The following is a 19339-nucleotide window of genomic DNA, read 5'->3' on the forward strand; positions in this document are numbered from 1 at the left end:
GCCCCCCTTGACATGGTGAGTCCAATGAAGCAACTCTGAAGGTCAGTGCTTCGACGGCGAGGAGGCCGACGACCTTGGAGTGGACGGGCGCACGCTACGCGGACAGACCGACGGTCGAGGTGCGGACCTGGATCGACGCCCCACCGGAGAGGGTGTGGGCCCTGGTCAGCGACATCGAGCTGATGCCGGACATGAGCCGGGAACTGCGGTCCGTCGCCTGGCTGGACGGCGCCGCCGGACCGGCGGTGGGCGCCAGGTTCGTCGGCCGCAGCGAGCACGAGGCGCTCGGCGCCTGGGAGACCGTCTCGCAGGTGATCGAGTGCGAACCGGAGTCGGTGCTCGCCTGGGCCGTACAGGACCCCGCCGACCCTTCCGCGGTCTGGCGGTTCCGGCTGCGCCCCGAGAACGGCGGGACGCGACTGTCGCAGTGGATGCAGCTGGGCCCGGGTCGGTCGGGGCTGTCGGCGGCGATCGACCGGATGCCCGACAAGGAACAGAAGATCGTGTTCGTACGGCTGCGGGAGTTCGAGTCCGGCATCACCGCCACGCTCGCGCAGATCAAGCAACGGGCGGAGGCGTGATGCGGACGGCGACCACCATCGAGGCCTCGGGCGGCGAACACTGGTCCGCCTCGGGCGACTTCGTCGTCGAGGCGGAGAAGCTGGGCCTGGACGTCTGCTGGGTCGCCGAGGCCTGGGGATCCGACGCGCCCTCCGCGCTCGGCTACTACGCGGCGCTCACCGACCGGCTGCTGCTCGGCTCCGGTGTCATGCAACTGGGCACCCGGACCCCGACCGCCGTGGCCCAGACGGCCATCACCCTCTCCAACCTGTCCGGCGGGCGGTTCCTGCTCGGCCTGGGCGCCTCCGGGCCGCAGGTGATCGAGGGACTGCACGGCGTGCCCTTCGCCCGGCCGCTGCGGCGCATGCGCGAGACGGTGGAGATCGTGCGGCGACTGTTCGACGGCGGCCGGCTCTCGTACTCCGGAGCCGAGTTCAACGTGCCGCTGCCCGGCGGCGAGGCCGTCCCGATGCGGCTGTCGACGCGCGCCGAGCACCGGATCCCGGTCTACCTTGCCGCTCTCTCCCCGGCCATGCTGCGGCTGACCGGCGAGGTCGCCGACGGCTGGCTGGGCACCAGCTTCGTACCCGAGGGCGCGGCCGGCGCCTACTTCGCCCACCTCGACGAGGGCCTGGCCCGCAGCGGTCGTACCCGCGCCGATCTGGACGTCTGCCAGGGCGCCGAGGTCGCCTTCGCGCCCGACGAGGACGCGCTCGGCACGATGGTCGCCGGACGCAGGAAGGAACTCGCCTTCAGCCTCGGCGGGATGGGCTCCGCGTCCACCAACTTCTACAACGGCGCCTACAGCCGGCAGGGCTGGGCCGAGGTCGCCGCCGAGGTCCGGGAGCGCTGGCAGGCCGGTGACCGGGACGGCGCGGCCGCCCTGGTCACCGACGAGATGGTGCTCGGCACGACACTGATCGGCACGGAGGCGATGGTCCGCGAGCGGCTGGCGGTCTGGCGGGACGCGGGTGTCGACACCGTCCGCCTCTACCCGGCGGGCGCCACCCTGGAGGAGCGTCTCACCACGCTCGGACGGGCGATCGAGCTGGTCCACGAGGTCGACGGGGCCGCCTGATCCGGCGGGCCCGCCAGCGGCGCATCAGGCCTCGGCGGGCGCGGGGCGCGGACCGTCCGCCCGGGCGGACGCGGGGCGCAGGCCGTCCAGGAGGGCGGTCAGGATGCGGGTCAGCCGGGGTTCGACGTCGATCACCGCGTGCGCCAACTCCGGGTGACTCTCGTAGAGTTCGCGAAGTCCCGTGCCGGGCGCGGCCATCTGCCACAGCGCCCCGGCCATTCCGGTGGCGGTGGCGATCACGTCCACGGCCGCCTCCTCGCCGATCCCCAGCAGAGCGCGCAGTACGGCGGTGATCGAGGCGACCTCGGCGAGCGCGACGGTCTTGAACTCGTAGGCGGAGTCGAGCGAGACGTTGCGTTCCAGGTTCAGCGGCGCCTGGGCGAGCAGGTCGCAGAAGAACGGCCGCGCCACCAGTGACCGGGCGACGGCGGCCGCGATCTCCTCGTGACCGGCGCCGGCGAGCTCGCCCAGCCGTTCGCGCAGCGCCGTCGACCACTCCTGCCAGCCTTCGCCGGTGAGCAGCAGGAAGATCTGCTCCCGGGTCTCGAAGTACCGCAGCATCGCGGACTTGTGCATGCCGACGGCGGCGGCGATGTCGGTCAGCGTGACCTCACGCACGCTGCGCCCGGTGCCGAGCGACCGGGCGGCGTCGAGGATCTCCCGCTCACGCTGCTGCTTGGCGGCGGCGCTGCGGGCGCGCTGAGGGCGGTTCGAACTCACGAGCGGGATTTTAGCACAACCAAGTTGTACTAATGGTGTGATCCGGGCCCGCTGACGGTTGCCCGCCGAACCGCCAACACCGATCGCCCCGCCCGCCGTTAAAGGAGACGCGGGAAGCCTGTCCCAGATCTCTCGCGGAATTGTCCGTGATCGGTAACGGATGGATCCGGAGGCCGCCGCCTTCCGTCTGGACGGGTGCACGAGATCGGGACAACGACGAGGATCGGGGCGGAAGATGGCACGGCGCGGCGGACGAGGATGGTACGGCCAGGTGGCCGCGGCGGCGCTCGGGGTCACAGTGGTGGCCGTGGCCGCCTCCCTGTGGACCGCACCGTCCGCTCCCGTCGACGGACCCAGGGGGGCCGCGGCTTCGGCGCACCCCGCGGCGGCCGACGCCGACCGGAAGGCGGCCGCGGTCTCGATGGAGATCGCGCACGCCTCGGACCGGGGCGCGAGGGGCGTCAACATCACCGTCGACGACGGACCGGACCCGGTGTGGACGCCGCGGGTGCTAGGGGTGCTCGACGAGTACGGGGTGAAGGCCACGTTCTGCATGATCGGCCCGCAGGCCCGGGCCCATCCCGACCTGGTCAGGGCGGTGGTGGCGGCCGGGCACCGGCTGTGCGACCACACGGTGTCGCACGACGTCACCATGGACACCAAGTCCGAGGCCTACCAGTCCCGGCAGATCCTCGACGCGGAACGCATGATCACCGAGGCCTCGGGCGGGGTACGGCCGCTCTACTACCGCGCTCCGGGCGGCGCCTTCACCCCGTACAGCCGCAGGCTCGCCGCCTCGCACGGCATGCGGCCGCTCGGCTGGAACGTCGACTCCAAGGACTTCGAACGCCCCGGCACCGCCGCCGTGGTCGCCACCGTCAAGGACGAGATGCCCAACGGACCGACCATCCTGTTCCACGACGCCGGCGGCGACCGCTCGCAGACCGTGGCCGCCCTGCGCCAGGTGCTGCCCTGGCTCAGGGAGCAGGGCTACACGTTCGGCTTCCCGGTGCGCTGAACCGGCCCGCACCGGCCGTGGGCACGGCCGGGCGCCCGGGCGGCACGGTGGGCGCGGGGGGGGGGACCCGGACCGGGCGGAACGGTGGGCGCGGGACCCGGACCGGGCGGACGTCCGCCGTGTCCGGGTTCCGGTCCGGGCGGGACGAGGCGGGGCGGGGTCCCGGTAAATGTTGCGGACCGTCCGGCGGTGGCCGCATATGGGTGGTGTGCGCGGTGCGGCGGCGGGGCCGGCCGCCCGGGGCCGGCGGGAGGTGCGCATGTCGGGGCGGGCACCGCGCTGGCTGACGTGGCTGCGCGACCGCGACCCGGACCTGGCGGCGACCCGGCGGGCCGGGCGTACGGCGCTGGTGATGCCCGCGCTGTTCGCCCTGTGCGGCGAGGTGCTCCACAACCCGACGATGGCGAGCTTCGCCGCGTTCGGCACGTTCTCCATGCTGCTGCTGGTCGACTACTCCGGTTCCATGGTGGAGCGGCTGCGGGCGCAGGCGGCTCTGGCGGTGGCGTGGCTGGTGCTGATCTGCGTCGGGACGCTGGCCGCCGCCGATCTCAGGCTCGCCGTACTGGCCACGGTCGTGGTGGGGTTCGCGGTCCTGTTCGTCGGCGTCGTCAGCTCGGTCCTGGCCGGAAGTTCGACGGCGCTGCTGCTGGCGTTCGTGCTGCCGGTCAGCGCCCCCGTACCGCTGTCCCAGCTGCCGGACCGGCTCGCCGGTGCGGGCCTGGCGGCCGCGGTGGCGCTGCCGGCCGTCGCGCTGCTGTGGCCGCGTCCGGTGGCGGATCCGCTCAGCGCCCCGGCGGCGGAAGTCTGCCGTGCGGCGGCCGGATACCTGCGCGCCCGCGCCACCGTACCGGCTCCGGGCGGGCCGGCACCCTTCGCCGATCCCTGCCGGGTGGCCGCCGACCTCACCGCCCGGGCCGGCGCGGACCTGCGGGCGGCCTTCGACGCGGCGCCCTACCGCCCCACCGGCCTGTCCGCGACCTCACGCGCCCTGGTCCGGCTGGTCGACGAACTCACCTGGCTCTGCGCCATCCTGGTGGACCGGTCCGAGTACACGGACGAGCCCCCCGGCTGCGATCCGGCCGCGCACGACGTGCGCCGCACCGCGGCCCGTGTCCTGGAGGCGGCCCGCGACCTGCTCACCGACCTGAACGGCGACACCGGCCCGCTGCGGGCCAGGGCCGAGGAACTGCGGACGGCGCTGACCGGGATGGAGCACAGCTCCACCGTCCACGTGCCCGCCGAGCACCCGGGCGGGAACAGCACGGCGGAGGTCTACGGGTTCATCGCCGCCCTCGACGTCTCCTTCCGCGCCCAGGAACTCGGCTTCGCCGTCCTGCAGATCGTCGACAACGTGGACACCGCGGCCACCGCCTGGCAGCGCAGCTGGCACGAGCGGCTGCTCGGCCGTGAGCCGGGAGCGCTGGCGGCGCCGCTGGCCTCCGCCCGGGAGCGGGCCGGGGCTCATCTGCGCGCCGACTCGGTGTGGATGCACAACAGTCTGCGTGGCGCCGTCGGCCTGGGCATCGCCGTGTTCCTGGCGGACGTGACCGGCGTGGGTCACTCCTTCTGGGTCCTGCTGGGCACCCTGTCCGTGCTGCGCTCCAACGCGCTCAGCACCGGGCAGAACGCGGCCCGCGCGGTCCTCGGGACGGTGGCCGGCTCCGTGGTCGGTGCCGCGCTGCTGCACCTGATCGGCCATCACGGCACCGCGCTGTGGTTCGTGCTCCCGGTGGCCATCCTGTGCGCCGGCGTCGCGCCGTCCGTGATCTCCTTCGCCGCCGGGCAGGCCGCGTTCACCGTCACGCTCGTGGTGCTGTTCAACGTCGGCCACGATCCCAACTGGCACGTCGCGCTGCTGCGCGTCCAGGACATCGCGCTGGGGTGCCTGGTGAGTGTCCTCGTCGCCCTGTTCTTCTGGCCGCGCGGTGCCCAGGCGGCCGTCCACCGGGCACTCGCGCAGGCGTACGAGGACAGCGCCCGCTACCTCAGGGGCGCCGTCGACTACGCGCTCGGCCACGCCCTCCCGGCCGACCCGGATCCGCAGAGCCGCGCGGCCGCGGCCTCCGCCCGCCGCCTCGACGACGCGTTCCGCAACTTCCTGGCCGAACGCGGCGCCAAACCGCTGTCGCTGTCCTGCACCACCACCCTCGTCTCGGGAGTCGTCGGGCTGCGCCTGGCCGCCGACGCCGTCGTCTCCCTGTGGCAGGGCGAGGATCCGGCGCGCGTCCAGGCCGTGCGGGCCGACGCCCACCGTGCCGTGCTCGGCTCGGCGGCCCTGGTCACCGACTGGTACCAGGGCCTCGCGGCCAGCCTCGGCGACCGTTCGCCCCTCCCCGAGGTGGTTCCGTTGCGCCCCGAGGAGGCCGCGCGGCTGGTGGCCTCCGTCCGCACCGAACTCAGCGACGGTCAGGGCCGGGCCTCTCCCGTGGCGGTCCGGGTCATCTGGACCGACGACCACGTCGACGCCGCCCGCCGCCTCCAGCCCGACCTCGCGGAGGCGGTCCGGACCCGGGCCGCGGCGCGCCGCGGCTGGCTGCGGAGGTGGCCCGCCGGCCGGCCCGGGTGACGGCCGAGGCGCGCGGGTGCGCGGGTGACGGCCGAGGCGCGCGGGTGCGCGGGTGACGGCCGAGGCGCGCGGGTGCGCGGGTGACGGCCGAGGCGCGCGGGTGGGCGGGTGACGGCCGAGGCGCGCGGGTGGGCGGGTGACGGCCGAGGCGCGCGGGTTCGCGGGTGCCCGGGTGCGTGGAGCGGGTGGGCGGGGGCGGGGCGTCCCCGCCCACCCGTGTTCGGCCTCAGGCCCGGTGGTACTGGACGGGCGTGCCGACCGTGCCGCCGAGCCGCTCGGCGGCGTGCCGGGCCCAGAAGGGGTTGCGCAGGAGTTCCCGGGCCAGCAGGACCGCGTCGGCCTCGCCGGAGCCGACGATCTCCTGGGCCTGCTCGGGGTCGGTGATCATGCCCACGGCGGCGACCGGCATGCCGGTCTCGCTGCGGACGCGTTCGGCGAAGGGCACCTGGTAGCCCGGACCGGTCGTGATCCTCGCGTCGGGGACGACACCGCCGGTGGAGATGTCCATCAGGTCGACGCCGTGCGCCAGCAGTTCCTTGGCGAGGCGGACGGTGTCGTCGGCGGTCCAGCCCTCGCGGCCGTCCTCGGGGTTCTCCGAGAGCCAGTCGGTGGCGGAGATCCGGAAGAACAACGGCAGGTCCTCGGGCCATACGGCGCGGACCGCGTCGACGACCTCCAGGGCGAAGCGCGTCCGGCCCTCGAAGGAGCCGCCGTACTCGTCGGTGCGGCGGTTGCTCTGCGGGGAGAGGAACTGGTGGATCAGATAGCCGTGGGCGCCGTGGATCTCGGCCACCTGGAACCCGGCCGCGAGCGCGCGCACGGCGGCGTCGGCGAACTGCCGGACGATCTCACGGATGCCTTCCGTGGTCAGTTCCCCGGGAACCGTCGAGGCGGCGTCGAAGGGCACCGCGCTGGGACCGACCGGGGTCCAGCCGTGGGGCTCGTCCGGGGTGATCGGGCGCCCGCGGTCGACCCAGGTGCGCTCGGTCGACGCCTTGCGCCCGGCGTGCGCCAGCTGGATCCCCGGCACGGTGCCCTGCGACTTCAGGAACCCGGTGATGCGCCGGAAGGCGGCGACCTGCTCGTCGTTCCAGATGCCGAGGTCGTACGGGGAGATGCGGCCCTCGGGGCTGACGGCGGTGGCCTCGGTGATGATCAGCCCCGTGCCGCCCGCGGCCCGCGCGGCCAGGTGCGTGAAGTGCCAGTCGGTGGGTACGCCCGCCTGCTCGCCGCCGGGCTCGGCGCTGTACTGGCACATCGCCGCCATCCAGACGCGGTTGGGGATCGTCAGCGACTTGAGATCGATGGGGGTGAACAGCGAGTTCAACTCGTAACTCCTTGGGGGCGGGTCGGGACGGAGCACCGGGCCGGTCGAGTGCCGGCCGCGGTGTCGCACATCCCCAATAATTGCATGCGCGGGTTTTTTATTTCCGCCCACTACCCGCGAAAAACATAAACAGCCTCCGCCTGGTGACCGACGGTGGTTCCGAGGGCGTCACGGCTGCCGGTTCCGCGGCCTCAGCAGTCCGACGACGTCGGCGGCCTCGTGCAGCGGGCCGATGATCTGCGCCTGCAGCAGGCGCAGCGCGTCGAGGTGGTCAGCCGTCCAGATCATCCGTACCGCCGCGGAGGCGTCGCGCAGGTCCGTGTCCGTGGCCAGTTCACGGCTCAGTGCCTGATCGAGTGCCTGGTCCGCCGCCCTCGGGCCCACCGTCCGGTCCGGCACCCGTGCGCGCCCCGCAAGCGCGCGGCCGGACGTCTCGAACCAGGCCGCGATCGGCTCGCAGGCCCCGAGGACCGCGGCTCGGGCGGCGGCCCGGTCACCTCCGGGCCTGTACCCCTCGCGCGACCACAGATCGGCTATCGCGTCTCCCGTCAGACGCACCGCCGCGACCGAGTTGACCAGCCGGGACACCTCGGGCAGCGCGAGCCGTTTGGTGCCGCGCTCGGCCAGGAACCCGCGGAAGGCGTCGTCGAGCCGCCGGGCGGCCGCCGCCGCGGACCGCCGGTCCGCACCGGAGGCCGCCGAGGGAGCCGCCGCCCCGTCGCAGCGCAGTCCGGAAGCGACGGCACTGCGCAGGTACCGGGCCGCGTCCTGGAAGGCCTCGCACAGCACACACCCCAGCGCGGCGCCCGCGCCCCGGGGCCAGAAGAGGATCCCCACGAGGAGGCTCACCGCACACCCGAGGGCCATGTCCTCGATCCGGACCAGTCCGACCTCCCAGCCCACGGGATCGATGATGCTGAAGAGGATCAGCAGCACCACGGTGAAGCCGGCCTGTCCCGCGGTGAACGAGGTGACGGACGGCTCCAGCCCGATGAGGACGATCGCGAACGGCAGCAGCACCCACAGGGCGACCGGATGCGCGCCGAGCGCGAGGATGACCGCGACACCGACGACGAAGCCGATGACGGTGCCCAGCAGGGCGCGCCCGACCGTCTGACCGGTGTTCACGGCGTTGGAGCGCAGCACGGCCAGGGTGCCGAAGACCACCCAGAAGGAGTGGCCCACGCCGCTGAGCTGGGCGAGGACCACGGCGAGGCTCAGCGCGGCCGCGCTGCGCAGGCTGTTGTGGAGCCACACGGAGTGCCGGTCGAGGTGCGCCGCGAGGCGGTCACGGGCCGACGACAGGGCCGGAGCGGTGGTCACGGGTCGCTGTCCGAGCAACTTCCGCCACCAGGCCCGGCGGCGGGCCGCGAGGGCGAGTTCGATGTCCGCCGCCGTCACCGCAACGACGAAGGCGATCCTCCTGGCGCGGAACCCGGGTTCCAGCGCGGCGACCAGCGCGGTGACCTGTTCGGCCGGTGTCACGGACCGTGTGCCCGCCGGGACCCGGGCGCACCGGGCCGCCGGGCTGTCGGGGAGGGACCCGGTCATCACCTCCTCCAGCCGCACCCCCGCCGCCTCCAGCCGTCCGATGTCGGAGGCGAGCCCGTGCAGCGGGCCCGTACCGGAGCGCAGCAGTGCCGCCCCGCGCTCCAGCACCGCCGCGGCCGCGAGCTGCACCTCGCACACCACCGGCGGGCCGGAGCGGGCCGGTCCGGGCGGCGGGGCCTGCTGCAGGACGCCGCAGAGCCAGAGGGCCTCGTCGACCAGCCTGACCAGCGCGCGGGCCGTGGTGGAGAGTCCGGTCGGGCGGTACGGGGTCGCGTAGAAGGCCTTCCGGAGAGCGGCGGCGGCGTTCCCCGTGTCCTGCGCCGCCACCTCCAGCGCGGCGGTGTGCGGCAGGGCGGCCCGGACGCAGTCCGCCTCGGCCCGCAGGTACCGGGCCTGCTGGGCGCAGACCTCGGCGAGGCAGGTGCGCAGGGGTTGACCCGCCGGGCGAGGCCACATGAGGGCGACCGCGAGGACGGTCGCCGCGCCGCCCATCGACCAGCCGGCCACCCGGTCCGGGATCGCACTCACCGGCCCGGTCAGGGTGGCGGCGAGCACGAAGCTGATCAGCAGGGACGTCGCCGCGCCGGCCAGCGCCGAGCTGACGACGCCGCAGAACAGGACGGCGAAGGCGACCACGAAGGTGGCGACCCCGGCGAGCCACACCAGTTGCCCGGCCAGGCTGCCCAGGCACACCAGCGCGGTGGAGACCAGGACCAGCGCCAGTTGCTGGGCCGCCCGCTCCCTGATCGGGCCGCCGAAGTCCACGAACATCATCAGCACCATCGGGCTGAAGGCGGCGAAGACGGCGGTCACCGGGTTGCCGATGACGAGATAGGCCAGGGCGAACAGCGAGGGCGTGATGATCGCGGTGCGCAGGGACCGCCGCAGTGCCGACAGGCCGGGATCGTGCTCGCCCATCCGTGCCAGTGCCCGGCTCCCCGCCGCCCGCAGGCGCGGCTCCGTGCGGACGCCCACGCCGTGGGAGAGCGCCGCCGTGCCGCCCCGGCTCGCCGTCCGGGACATCAGGACGGCCGGTGACGGGCCACGCCCGCGGCGGGGACGCGAGCGCCCCGGCGGGCGGATCCGACGACGGCCCGGGCGGATCCGGCGGCGGTCCGGATGGGTCCGACCGCGACCCGGGCGGGTGCGACGGCGGCCCGGGCGGGTCCGACCGCGACCCGGCCTGCCTCGGTGCCGCTCCGGAACCCCCTCCCGGCCCGGAACACCTTCTCGGCCCGGAACACTTTCCCGGCCCGGAACACCTTCCCGGCCCGGGGCACCCTCATGACCTGGCACGCCCTCATGACCTGGTACACCCTCATGACCTGGCACGCCCTCATGACCTGGTACACCCTCATGACCTGGTACACCCTCATGACCTGGTACACCCTCATGATCCGGAACATCCTCATGGAGGACACCCCTCTCCCACGCGACGGCGCCCGTCGGACTCCGGTCCGCTTCGGCGGTCCGGTTCCCCGCGGGTCGCGCGGAACAGAGCGGGGAGCGGCCCGGCTCCCCACCATCATGTCCCCGGCCAGGCCCGCTCGCGACCGCCCCCACCGCGGCTCGGATACCCCGTCGCCCACCCGGCACGTCACCTGTCAAGAAGGTGACGGCGCCGCCGGTCGGTCGGCGTCCACGACCGCCTGGGCGAAGGCCTCGGGCGCATCCTGGCTGTCCCGGTAGGCGCTTCCGCCGCCGGGCGCGGTGAACGGGTCGCGGCCGGGATCGAGGGTGACGGTGGGCACGCCGATGACCGGCCTCGCGGCGAGCTGCTTCTCGAGGCCGTCGTAGCGGCGCTCACCGGGGGCGAGACCGAGCCGCCGGCGGTAGTTGTGGACGACGACGGCCGCGTAGTCGGGGTTGTCGAAGGCCGCCGCCGTACGGTCGAAGGTGGCGTCGTCGAAGTCCCAGGTCGGGGAGGCCTGGGTCCACACCAGCCGGGTCAGGTCACGGCGCCTGTCCCGGTCCTCCATGGCCTTCCGGCCCCGCTCGGTGGCGAAGTAGAACTGGTACCACCAGGTGTGCTCGGTCCTGGCCGGCAGGGGCTCCAGGTTGGCCTTGCGATCGGTGACCAGATATCCGCTCACCGACACCAGGTCCCGGCACCGCCCGGGCCAGAGCGCGGCGATGACGTCGGCGGTGCGCGACCCCCAGTCGAAGCCGGCCAGCACGGCCTGCTCGATCTTCAGGGCGTCCATCAGCGCGACGATGTCGAGCGCGACCACCGACTGCTGGGCGTTGCGGACCGTGCGGTCGGACAGGAAGCGCGTGATGCCGTGACCGCGCAGGTAGGGGACGATCACCCGGTACCCCCGGGCGGCGAGCAGCGGGGCGGCCCCGGCGTAGCTGTGGATGTCGTACGGCCAGCCGTGCAGGCACACGACGACGGGACCGTGCGCCGGGCCCGACTCCGCGCAGCCAACGTCGAGGAGCCCGGCCCTGATCCGCCTCAGCCTCGGGAAGGAGCCGGCGGGACCGGACGGTGACGCACCGCCCTGGCCCGCCGTGGGGGCCGCCGGGACCCCCCGCAGCCCGCCGAGCGAGACGGCCGCCGTGCCGGTTCCGACGGCCTGGCCGAAGGTACGCCTGTCGATCACGGGAAGCCCTCCTCGCAAACGCCGTTTCCCGCCGCCGTCGGCCGGCGGGATCGGAGGGGAGCCGCGGGGTCACACGGTGACGGTCTTGTGCTCGACGTACTGGGCGAGCCCGACCGCCCCGTACTCGCGGCCGATCCCGCTGGCCTTGTAGCCGCCGAACGGCCCGTCGAAGGAGACGGACGCGCCGTTGAAGCCGACCGCGCCGGTCCGCAGCCGGCGGGCGACCTCCAGGGCGCGCGCCTCGTCGGCGGACCACACCCCGCCGGAGAGGCCGTACTCGGAGTCGTCGGCGATCCGCGCGGCCTCGTCCTCGTCGTCGTAGGGGATGACCACGAGGACCGGGCCGAAGATCTCCTCCCGGGCGATCCGCATGGAGTTGTCGACGTCGGCGAACACGGCCGGGGTCACGTAGTTGCCGCTCTCCAGCCCCGGCGGGACGTCCGGGCCGCCGGTGACGAGCCGGGCCCCTTGCATGATGCCGACCTCGATGTAGTCGCGCACGCGCTGCTGCTGGTCGCGGCGGATCATCGGGCCGATGAAGGTGTCAGGGTCGGCCGGGTCGCCGACCTTGAGTGACTCCACGAGGTCCTTGAGGGCGGTGACGACCTCCTCGTACCGGGCGCGCGGCGCGAGGACCCGGGTCTGGGCGATGCACGACTCGCCGTTGTTGAGCAGGGAGGCGAACTTCAGCCCGGCCACCGCCCGCTCGACGTCCGCGTCCGCGTCCGGCAGGATGATCGCGGCCGACTTGCCGCCCAGTTCCAGGCTGACCCGCTTGAGCTGCCGGCCCGCGATGGCGGCGATCCTGATGGCGGCGATCCGGCGCCCGGCCCCGGTCGAGCCGGTGAACGAGATCTTGTCGACGCCGGGGTGCGACACCAGGTACTCGCCGGTCTCCCGGTCGGCGGGGAGCACGCTGACCACCCCGGCCGGCAGACCGGCCCGCTCCACGAGTCCGGCGAGCAGCGCCGTGCGTCAACCGGACCTGGCCGGTGGAGCTCGGCCGGCTCAAGGCCGACGACGCGATCCGGCAGCGGCGCGACGCGCTGATCGAGGAGACCGACGCCTTGCTGCGGCGCGCCATCGACGAGGGACTGCTGCGCGCGGATCTGCCGCTCGCGTGGGCGAGTTCACTGCTGCCCCAACTGATGCACCTGGCCTCGCAGGAGTTGCCCGAGCTCAGCGCCGCGCAGGCCGCCGACGTGGTGGTCGACTCCTTCCTGAACGGCCTCGGCGCACGATGATCGTCACAGGCCTTGTGGCGCGCCCGTACCTCTGATTGGGTACCGCCCGGTAGAACGGGAGCGACCGACATGGACCAGACGGCACGGCAGGACGTCCACGGGGCACTGCCCGACGGGCTCGGGCAGGCGATACGGCGGACCGGCGACGACATCGCGGCCGTGCTGGACGGCGTGCCGGACACCACGGGCGCCGTTCCGGGATCGCGGTGGACGGTCGGCGAGGCGGCGGCCCACCTGGCGCTGGCCAACGAACTGATGGCCGACCTCGCCCTCGGCACCCGACGCCCTTACGGAGACGGCACACCGCAGAGTCTGGCGGCGGCCAACGAGCAGTCGCTCGCCGTGTTCGGGGAGCGGCGCGCCGAGCCCCTCGCGGCCATGATCACCGAGCAGGCCGCGCGCTGCGTCGACGCGCTGGCCGCGACGGCGGACGGACCGGCGCCGGTCACGCCGCTGGGCCCGATGGACCGGTCCGTGCTCGCCTCCTACCTGCTCACGCACATGCTCGGCCACGGCTACGATCTCGCCCGCGCGCTGCGGCGCCCGCACATGGTCGACGCCCGACGGGCCACGCTGTGCGTGCCGTTCATGCTCTCGGTGATGCCGGCCGTCGCGGACGCCTCGGCCGTCGCCGGGCTCACCGCCCGTTACACGATCCGGCTGCGCGGTGGCGGCGCCTTCGGCGTCGACGTGGCCGACGGCGCCGTGCGGGTGGCACCGGAGCCACTGGACCGCCCGGACTGCACGATCCTCATCGAGCCGGTCGCGTTCCTCCTCATCGCCCTCGGCCGCCGCAACCCGTGGGCGGCCATGGCCCGCGGACAGATCCTCGCCACCGGCCGCAAGCCCTGGCTGGCCCCCCGCTTCCCCGCGCTCTTCGTCGCCCCCTGACCCGCCCCGGCGCCCCCGCCGCCGTACTCGGTCCCGGTCCGGATCCCACGTCCACCGCGCGCCCTCCTCCCCTTCGCCCGGCCCACCGCCCCGGCACCCCTGCGCACACCCCGTTCGGCCCAACCCCGCACGGCCAGAAGAGGCGGGCGGGCGTGACCGATGTGACCGTGGTGGAAGGTATGGTCCCGCGCACGGATCCGAGGAGGCCGGATGGCCGAGGAACTGGTCGACGGCAGAGCACCCCGCACTGCCCCGGCGGACGGCTCGCGGCTGCTTCTCGAGCCGTCCGGGCACGTCTTCGGGCCGCTGAGCGCCGTCGCCGACGCGGTCCTCTACGAGGGCTACCTCCTCTACCCCTATCGGCGGTCCTCACCGAAGAACCGGGCCCGCTGGCAGTTCGGGGTCCTCTTCCCGAAGGACTGGGTGGAGGCGGGCGGTCCGGTCAGGCCGGGCGTCTCGGGTTCGGCGGACTCCTGGTACCAGCAGACGGAGTGCCTGGTGCGGGTGGACCGGCCGGACGCGGTGCTGCGGGTGCGGGTGCGGTATCTGCAGATGCAGCACAAGGAGGTCCACGACGCCGCCCGGCGGCCGGTCGAGTCGCTGACGTGCGCGGACGGGACCGTGCACCTGACCTTCGAGGAGGCCGTGCCGCGCGCGGCCGACTTCACGGTCCCCCTGACGGAGGGCGAACACGGCTTTCCGGTGGGCTCCCCCGCCGGTACGGAGACGGAGAGGCTGCCCGACGGCGCGGGGCGGATCGTCAGGCGCCGGGAGGAGATCGCGGCGAGCACCGCGCTCGTGCTCGAACGGCTCGGCGAGGACCTCCTGCGGCTCCGGGTGCGCACCGCGCACGAGGGGCACCCGGCCGATCCTCGCGCCCCGCGCGACCAGGTGCTGCGCCAGGCCCTGATCGCCACCCACACCCTGCTCGCCGCCGAGGGCGCGGAGTTCGTCTCCCTGATCGACCCCGGCACGGACCGCCAGGACGCCGCGCGCAGCTGCCGCAACGACTTCACCTTCCCGGTGCTCGGCGACGCGCCCCCCGCCGAACCCCCCGCGGACGGCTCGGTCTCCGCCCTGCTGCTGTCCTCGCCGATCATCCTGCCCGACCATCCGCAGGTGGCGCCGGAGAGCCCCGGCGACCTGCACGACGCCGGCGAGATCGACGAGATCCTCACCCTGCGCACCATGCTGCTGACGGACGAGGAGAAGCGGGAGGCGCGCGCCACCGACCCGCGGGCCGCCGAGATCCTCGACCGGGTCGACACGATGCCGCCGGAGGTCCTCGGGCGGCTGCACGGCGCGATCCGTTCGCTGAAGCCGGCCGCCGGGCGTACCGCCTGGTGGCAGGAGGGCGCCGACGAGGGGCTCTCGCCGGCCACCGACACCGTCCCGGTCGGCGGCGTGCGGGTGGGCGGCGGCAGCGCCGTCCGGCTCCGGCCACGCGGCCGGGGTGCCGACGCCCAGGACATGTTCCTGGCCGGACGGACCGCGACCGTGGCCGCCGTCTTCCACGACGTGGACGGCAGCACCCATCTCGCCGTCACCGTCGACGACGATCCGGCGGCCGAACTGCACGGCTGGTACGGCCGGTTCCACTACTTCCGGCCCGACGAAGTCGAGCCGCTCGGGGGCACCGACGTCCCGGACCCAGCGGCGGCGCACCTGCCGTCCACGGGACCCACTCCATCGGAGGCCTAGCGTATGAGCACCAACAGCGGCACCACCGCCGTGGGCGGCGAACCGGGCGGGACCGGCGAGCACAGTGGCTTCGACGAGATCACCATCCTGTGGATCTCCGAGGGCATGAGCTGCGACGGCGACACCGTCTCCGTCACCGCGGCCGACCAGCCCTCCATCGAGGACCTGGTCCTCGGCCTGATCCCCGGCATACCGAAGGTCAACCTGGTCAACAAGGTCCTGTCGCCGAGTCTGGGCGGCGAGGACTTCCTGGCGCCGTACCGCAAGGCCGCGCGGGGCGAGCTGGAGCCGTTCGTCCTCGTCATCGAGGGGTCGGTCCCGAACCAGAACATCATCGAGGGCGACGGGTTCTGGACGTCCTTCGGCAACGACCCGGAGACCGGTCAGCCGCAGACCATCAACACCTGGATCGACCAACTGGCGCCCAAGGCCTGGGCGGTGGTGGCCATCGGCACCTGCGCCACCTTCGGCGGCATCCACGCGATGGCCGGCAACCCGACCGGTTCGATGGGCCTCGCGGACTACCTCGGCTGGGACTACAAGTCGCAGGGCGGGCTGCCGGTGGTGAACATCCCGGGCTGCCCGGTGCAGCCGGAGAACTTCATGGAGGCCCTGGTCTGGCTGCTCTACCACGCGGCGGGCACCGCGCCGCCGCCCCCGCTGGACCACATGCTCCGTCCGCAGTGGCTGTTCGGCCGGACGGTGCACGAGGGCTGCGACCGCGCCGCCTACTACGAGCAGGCGACCTTCGCGACGGACTACAACTCCCCCAAGTGCCTGGTGAAGACCGGCTGCTGGGGTCCGGTCGTGAACTGCAACGTGCCCAAGCGGGGCTGGATGGCCGGCATCGGCGGCTGCCCCAACGTCGGCGGTATCTGCATCGGCTGCACCATGCCGGGGTTCCCGGACGCGTTCATGCCGTTCATGGACGAGCCGCCCGGCGGCACCCTCTCCTCGCTGGCCATCAAGCCGTACGGCGCGGTCATCCGCCGGCTGCGCGGCTTCACCAACGAACTGGTCAACCACGAGCCCAAGTGGCGCCACAACAAGCGCAGGCTCACCAGCGGTTACGCCCCGCGCTGGCGGCCCTGACGCGCCCGCGTCCTCCCCCCACGTCCCCCACAGCAAAGGTCAGCGACGCCGATGACAACCGAGGCCCGGAAAGCAGGGCGCAAGCCCGAGCAGATCGTGGACATGTCCTGGGATCCGATCACCCGGATCATCGGAAACCTGGGCATCTACACGAAGATCGACTTCGCCAACCGGGAGGTGGTGGAGTGCCACAGCACCTCCTCCCTCTTCCGCGGCTACTCCGTCTTCATGAAGGGGAAGGACCCGCGCGACGCGGGCTTCATCACCTCGCGGATCTGCGGCATCTGCGGCGACAACCACACCACCTGCTCCGACTACGCCCAGCAGATGGCGTACGGGGTGAAGCCGCCGCCGCTGGCCGAGCACATCGTCAACCTCGGCGAGGCGGCCGAGTACATGTTCGACCACACGATCTTCCAGGACAACCTGGTCTTCGTGGACTTCTGTGAGCAGATGGTCAAGGCCACCAACCCGAGTGTGCTGGCGCGCGCCCAGAAGACCGCCGCGCCGCGCGGTGACATCCACGGGTACCGGACCATCGCGGACATCATGAAGGCCTTCAACCCCTTCGAGGGCGAGGTCTACAAGGAGGCCCTCAAGGTCTCCCGGACCACCCGCGAGATGTTCTGCCTGATGGAGGGGCGGCACGTCCACCCCTCCACGCTGTATCCGGGCGGTGTCGGCACCATGCCGTCGCCGACCGCGTTCACCGACTACCTCAGCCGGCTGATGCACGTCATCGACTTCGTGAAGAAGGCAGTCGCCATGAACGACGACGTCTTCGACTTCTTCTACGAGGCGCTGCCCGGTTACGAGGAGGTCGGCAGGCGCCGAATCCTGCTCGGCTGCTGGGGCGCCTGGCAGGACCCGAAGGTGGTCGACTACAAGTACGAGAACATGGACCGCTGGGGCAAGGCCATGTACGTCACCCCGGGCATCGTGGTCGACGGCGAACTGGTCACCAACAACCTGGTCGACATCAACCTGGGCCTCAGGATCATGCTGGGCAGCTCGTTCTACGAGGACTGGGTGAACGAGGACCCCTTCGTCACCCACGACCCGCTCGGCAACCCCGTCGACATGCGCCACCCGTGGAACCAGACGACCCTCCCGGTGCCGCAGAAGCGGGACTTCGACGCCAACTACAGCTGGGTGATGAGCCCGCGCTGGTTCGACCAGCGCACCGGCGACCACCTGGCCCTGGACACCGGCGGCGGCCCGCTGGCCCGGCTCTGGTCGACCGCGCTCAGCGGCATCGTCGACACGCCGTACATCAAGGCCACCGGCACCAGCGTGCGGATCTCGCTGCCCAAGGGCGAGTCCCTGCCGGAGACCACGCTGGAGTGGAAGATCCCGAAGTGGTCCAACACCCTCGAACGCGACCGCGCCCGGCCGTACTTCGTCGCCTACGCGGCGGCCATGGCCCTGCAGTTCCTGGACGAGGCGATGGGTCTGGTGCGGTCCGGCGACACCAAGGTGTTCGAGGACTTCGAGGTGCCGGACGAGGCGATCGGCTGCGGCTTCCACGAGGCCGTGCGCGGAGTCCTCTCCCACCACCTGGTGATCAAGGACAAGAAGATCGCCAACTACCACCCGTACCCGCCGACCCCGTGGAACGCCAGCCCCCGGGACAAGTTCGGCACCCCCGGCCCCTACGAGGACGCCGTCCAGGGCCAGCCGATCTTCGAGGAGAACGGCCCGGACGACTTCAAGGGCGTCGACATCATGCGTACGGTCCGCAGCTTCGACCCGTGTCTGCCGTGCGGTGTCCACATGTACACGGGCAAGGGCAAGACGCTGAGCGTCACGCACTCGCCCACCTACGGGGCGAACCATGGCTGACCCCGGGCGGCTGGACGGCCCGGCGGTCGAGGCCCGGCTGGCCCGCCTCGACACGCTCCTCGAACAGCTGGAGTCGACGCCGGGCCCGGCCACCGGCCCGGCCGTCGAGGCGGTGCGCCTGCTGACCGAGGTCTACGGCGAGGCGCTCGCCCGCGTCCTGGACCGGGCGGCACCCGCACTGGCCGGCGAGCTCTTCGACGACGAGCTCCTCGACCACCTCCTGGTCCTGCACGACATCCACCCCGACTCCCCCGAACGCCGGGCGGCCCGTGCCGTGGAACGGCTGCGCCCCGCCGTGCGCGAACGCGGCGGGGACGTGGAATGGGCCGGCGTGCAGGACGGGGTGGGCCGGGTGCGGCTGACCACCGGCGGCGGTTGCGGCTCCGGGTGCGGCGGAGGTACCACGGAGGTGGCCGACGCGGTCCGCGAGGCGGTGCTCGCCGCGGCCCCCGAGCTGACGGACGTGCAGCCGCTGCCCGAGGCCCCGGCACCCGCCTTCGTCCCCCTCGACTCGCTGCGCCGGCCGCAGGAGGCCCGGTGAGCACCGACGGAGCCCTGGCCCGCCTCATCCGCTCCGCCGCCGACCACCGGCCGGCCGCGGAGGCGGAGGTGTGCGACCTGTGCACCGCTGCGGTCGCCGAGGACCATCCGCACCTGTACGACACCGGGCAGGGTGAGGTCCGCTGCGCCTGCCGCCCCTGCTCGCTGCTGTTCCCCGGACAGCCGGGGCGGGGCGGTGAGGTCCGGTTCCGGCTGATCCCCACCCGCCGGGTCCGGCTGCCGAAGGTGGACACCGCGACCCTCGGCGTCCCGGTCGGCCTGGTCTTCTTCGTACCGCGCGCCGACGGCTCGGTCACCGCCGAGGGGCCGAGCCCGGCGGGTGCCATGCGCTGGGAGGTGGACGCGGCGGCCTGGCGGCGGGCGGTCGAGGGGTGTCCGCCGCTGGCCGGCCTCACCCCCGATGTCGAGGCCCTGCTGGTGAACACCGTGCACGGGCTCGACCACCACTGGATCGCCCCGGTCGACGACTGCCTGCGGATGCTCGCGGTGGTCCGCCGGGAGTGGCGCGGCCTGTCCGGCGGCGGCCGGATGTGGCCGGCCGTGGAGCGCTTCTTCGAGGAGCTCACCGAGCGGCCTTGAGGAAC

Annotated in this window: 14 protein-coding genes and 2 pseudogenes; 11 read left to right on the forward strand and 5 right to left on the reverse strand. The window is 73.3% G+C overall.

Features of this window, described 5'->3' with window-relative positions:
• The first annotated feature begins 74 nt into the window (after window positions 1–74).
• Together ACFY3I_RS07795 and ACFY3I_RS07800 are read left to right on the forward strand one after the other, a co-directional pair.
• Window positions 75–581 carry an SRPBCC family protein gene (locus ACFY3I_RS07795; protein WP_390859837.1) on the forward strand — a complete coding sequence of 169 codons (507 nt, stop codon included), beginning with the start codon at window positions 75–77 and terminating at the stop codon, window positions 579–581.
• Window positions 581–1639, forward strand: a complete 1059-nt coding sequence (locus ACFY3I_RS07800; RefSeq protein WP_390859838.1) for an LLM class flavin-dependent oxidoreductase — start codon at window positions 581–583, stop codon at window positions 1637–1639. The genes ACFY3I_RS07795 and ACFY3I_RS07800 overlap by 1 nt, the downstream gene beginning before the upstream one ends.
• A gap of 24 nt (window positions 1640–1663) precedes the next feature.
• Here ACFY3I_RS07800 and ACFY3I_RS07805 read toward each other — a convergent pair whose 3' ends face one another.
• Window positions 1664–2359 (reverse strand): TetR family transcriptional regulator, encoded by a 696-nt coding sequence (locus ACFY3I_RS07805; RefSeq protein ID WP_390859839.1) that lies wholly within the window; start codon window positions 2357–2359, stop codon window positions 1664–1666.
• Window positions 2360–2594: 235 nt separating this feature from the next.
• Between ACFY3I_RS07805 and ACFY3I_RS07810 the strand changes: the two genes are divergently transcribed.
• Complete coding sequence (locus ACFY3I_RS07810) at window positions 2595–3377, forward strand: polysaccharide deacetylase family protein (protein WP_390859840.1); 783 nt, start codon at window positions 2595–2597, stop codon at window positions 3375–3377.
• Between the two features lie 259 nt (window positions 3378–3636).
• Window positions 3637–5943 (forward strand): FUSC family protein, encoded by a 2307-nt coding sequence (locus ACFY3I_RS07815; protein WP_390859841.1) that lies wholly within the window; start codon window positions 3637–3639, stop codon window positions 5941–5943.
• A 226-nt stretch (window positions 5944–6169) separates the two neighbouring features.
• On the opposite strand, the gene ACFY3I_RS07820 is transcribed toward ACFY3I_RS07815, so the two are convergent.
• The 4 genes and pseudogenes from ACFY3I_RS07820 to ACFY3I_RS07835 form a co-directional block, all read right to left on the reverse strand.
• The gene (locus tag ACFY3I_RS07820; RefSeq protein ID WP_390859842.1) at window positions 6170–7270 is read right to left on the reverse strand and encodes an NADH:flavin oxidoreductase/NADH oxidase; all 1101 of its coding nucleotides are present in this window, start codon (window positions 7268–7270) and stop codon (window positions 6170–6172) included.
• A 168-nt stretch (window positions 7271–7438) separates the two neighbouring features.
• Window positions 7439–9844: an FUSC family protein gene (locus ACFY3I_RS07825; protein ID WP_390859843.1), complete on the reverse strand. Its 2406-nt coding sequence runs from the start codon at window positions 9842–9844 to the stop codon at window positions 7439–7441.
• A gap of 581 nt (window positions 9845–10425) precedes the next feature.
• Window positions 10426–11424: an alpha/beta fold hydrolase gene (locus ACFY3I_RS07830; protein ID WP_390859844.1), complete on the reverse strand. Its 999-nt coding sequence runs from the start codon at window positions 11422–11424 to the stop codon at window positions 10426–10428.
• Window positions 11425–11493: 69 nt separating this feature from the next.
• Window positions 11494–12387, reverse strand: a pseudogene (locus tag ACFY3I_RS07835) (aldehyde dehydrogenase family protein); the annotation flags it as partial.
• An 11-nt stretch (window positions 12388–12398) separates the two neighbouring features.
• On the opposite strand from ACFY3I_RS07835, the pseudogene ACFY3I_RS07840 reads away from it, so the two are divergent.
• The 7 genes and pseudogenes from ACFY3I_RS07840 to ACFY3I_RS07870 all read left to right on the forward strand — a co-directional run.
• A pseudogene (locus ACFY3I_RS07840) lies at window positions 12399–12668 on the forward strand (TetR family transcriptional regulator); the annotation flags it as partial.
• Window positions 12669–12737: 69 nt separating this feature from the next.
• Window positions 12738–13559 (forward strand): maleylpyruvate isomerase family mycothiol-dependent enzyme, encoded by an 822-nt coding sequence (locus ACFY3I_RS07845; protein WP_390859845.1) that lies wholly within the window; start codon window positions 12738–12740, stop codon window positions 13557–13559.
• Window positions 13560–13769: 210 nt separating this feature from the next.
• Window positions 13770–15260, forward strand: a complete 1491-nt coding sequence (locus tag ACFY3I_RS07850; protein ID WP_390859846.1) for a hypothetical protein — start codon at window positions 13770–13772, stop codon at window positions 15258–15260.
• Window positions 15261–15263: 3 nt separating this feature from the next.
• Window positions 15264–16352 carry a hydrogenase expression protein HypE gene (locus ACFY3I_RS07855; protein ID WP_365286998.1) on the forward strand — a complete coding sequence of 363 codons (1089 nt, stop codon included), beginning with the start codon at window positions 15264–15266 and terminating at the stop codon, window positions 16350–16352.
• A gap of 51 nt (window positions 16353–16403) precedes the next feature.
• Window positions 16404–18194, forward strand: coding sequence for a nickel-dependent hydrogenase large subunit (locus ACFY3I_RS07860; protein ID WP_390859847.1), 1791 nt, complete (start codon window positions 16404–16406; stop codon window positions 18192–18194).
• The gene (locus tag ACFY3I_RS07865; RefSeq protein WP_390859848.1) at window positions 18187–18735 is read left to right on the forward strand and encodes a NifU family protein; all 549 of its coding nucleotides are present in this window, start codon (window positions 18187–18189) and stop codon (window positions 18733–18735) included. Before ACFY3I_RS07860 ends, ACFY3I_RS07865 begins: the two co-directional genes overlap by 8 nt.
• Window positions 18732–19334, forward strand: a complete 603-nt coding sequence (locus ACFY3I_RS07870; RefSeq protein WP_390859849.1) for a DUF5947 family protein — start codon at window positions 18732–18734, stop codon at window positions 19332–19334. Before ACFY3I_RS07865 ends, ACFY3I_RS07870 begins: the two co-directional genes overlap by 4 nt.
• The last annotated feature ends 5 nt before the right edge of the window (window positions 19335–19339 follow it).

It is taken from the genome of Streptomyces sp. NPDC001068 (assembly GCF_042897315.1).
Lineage (GTDB): Bacteria > Actinomycetota > Actinomycetes > Streptomycetales > Streptomycetaceae > Streptomyces.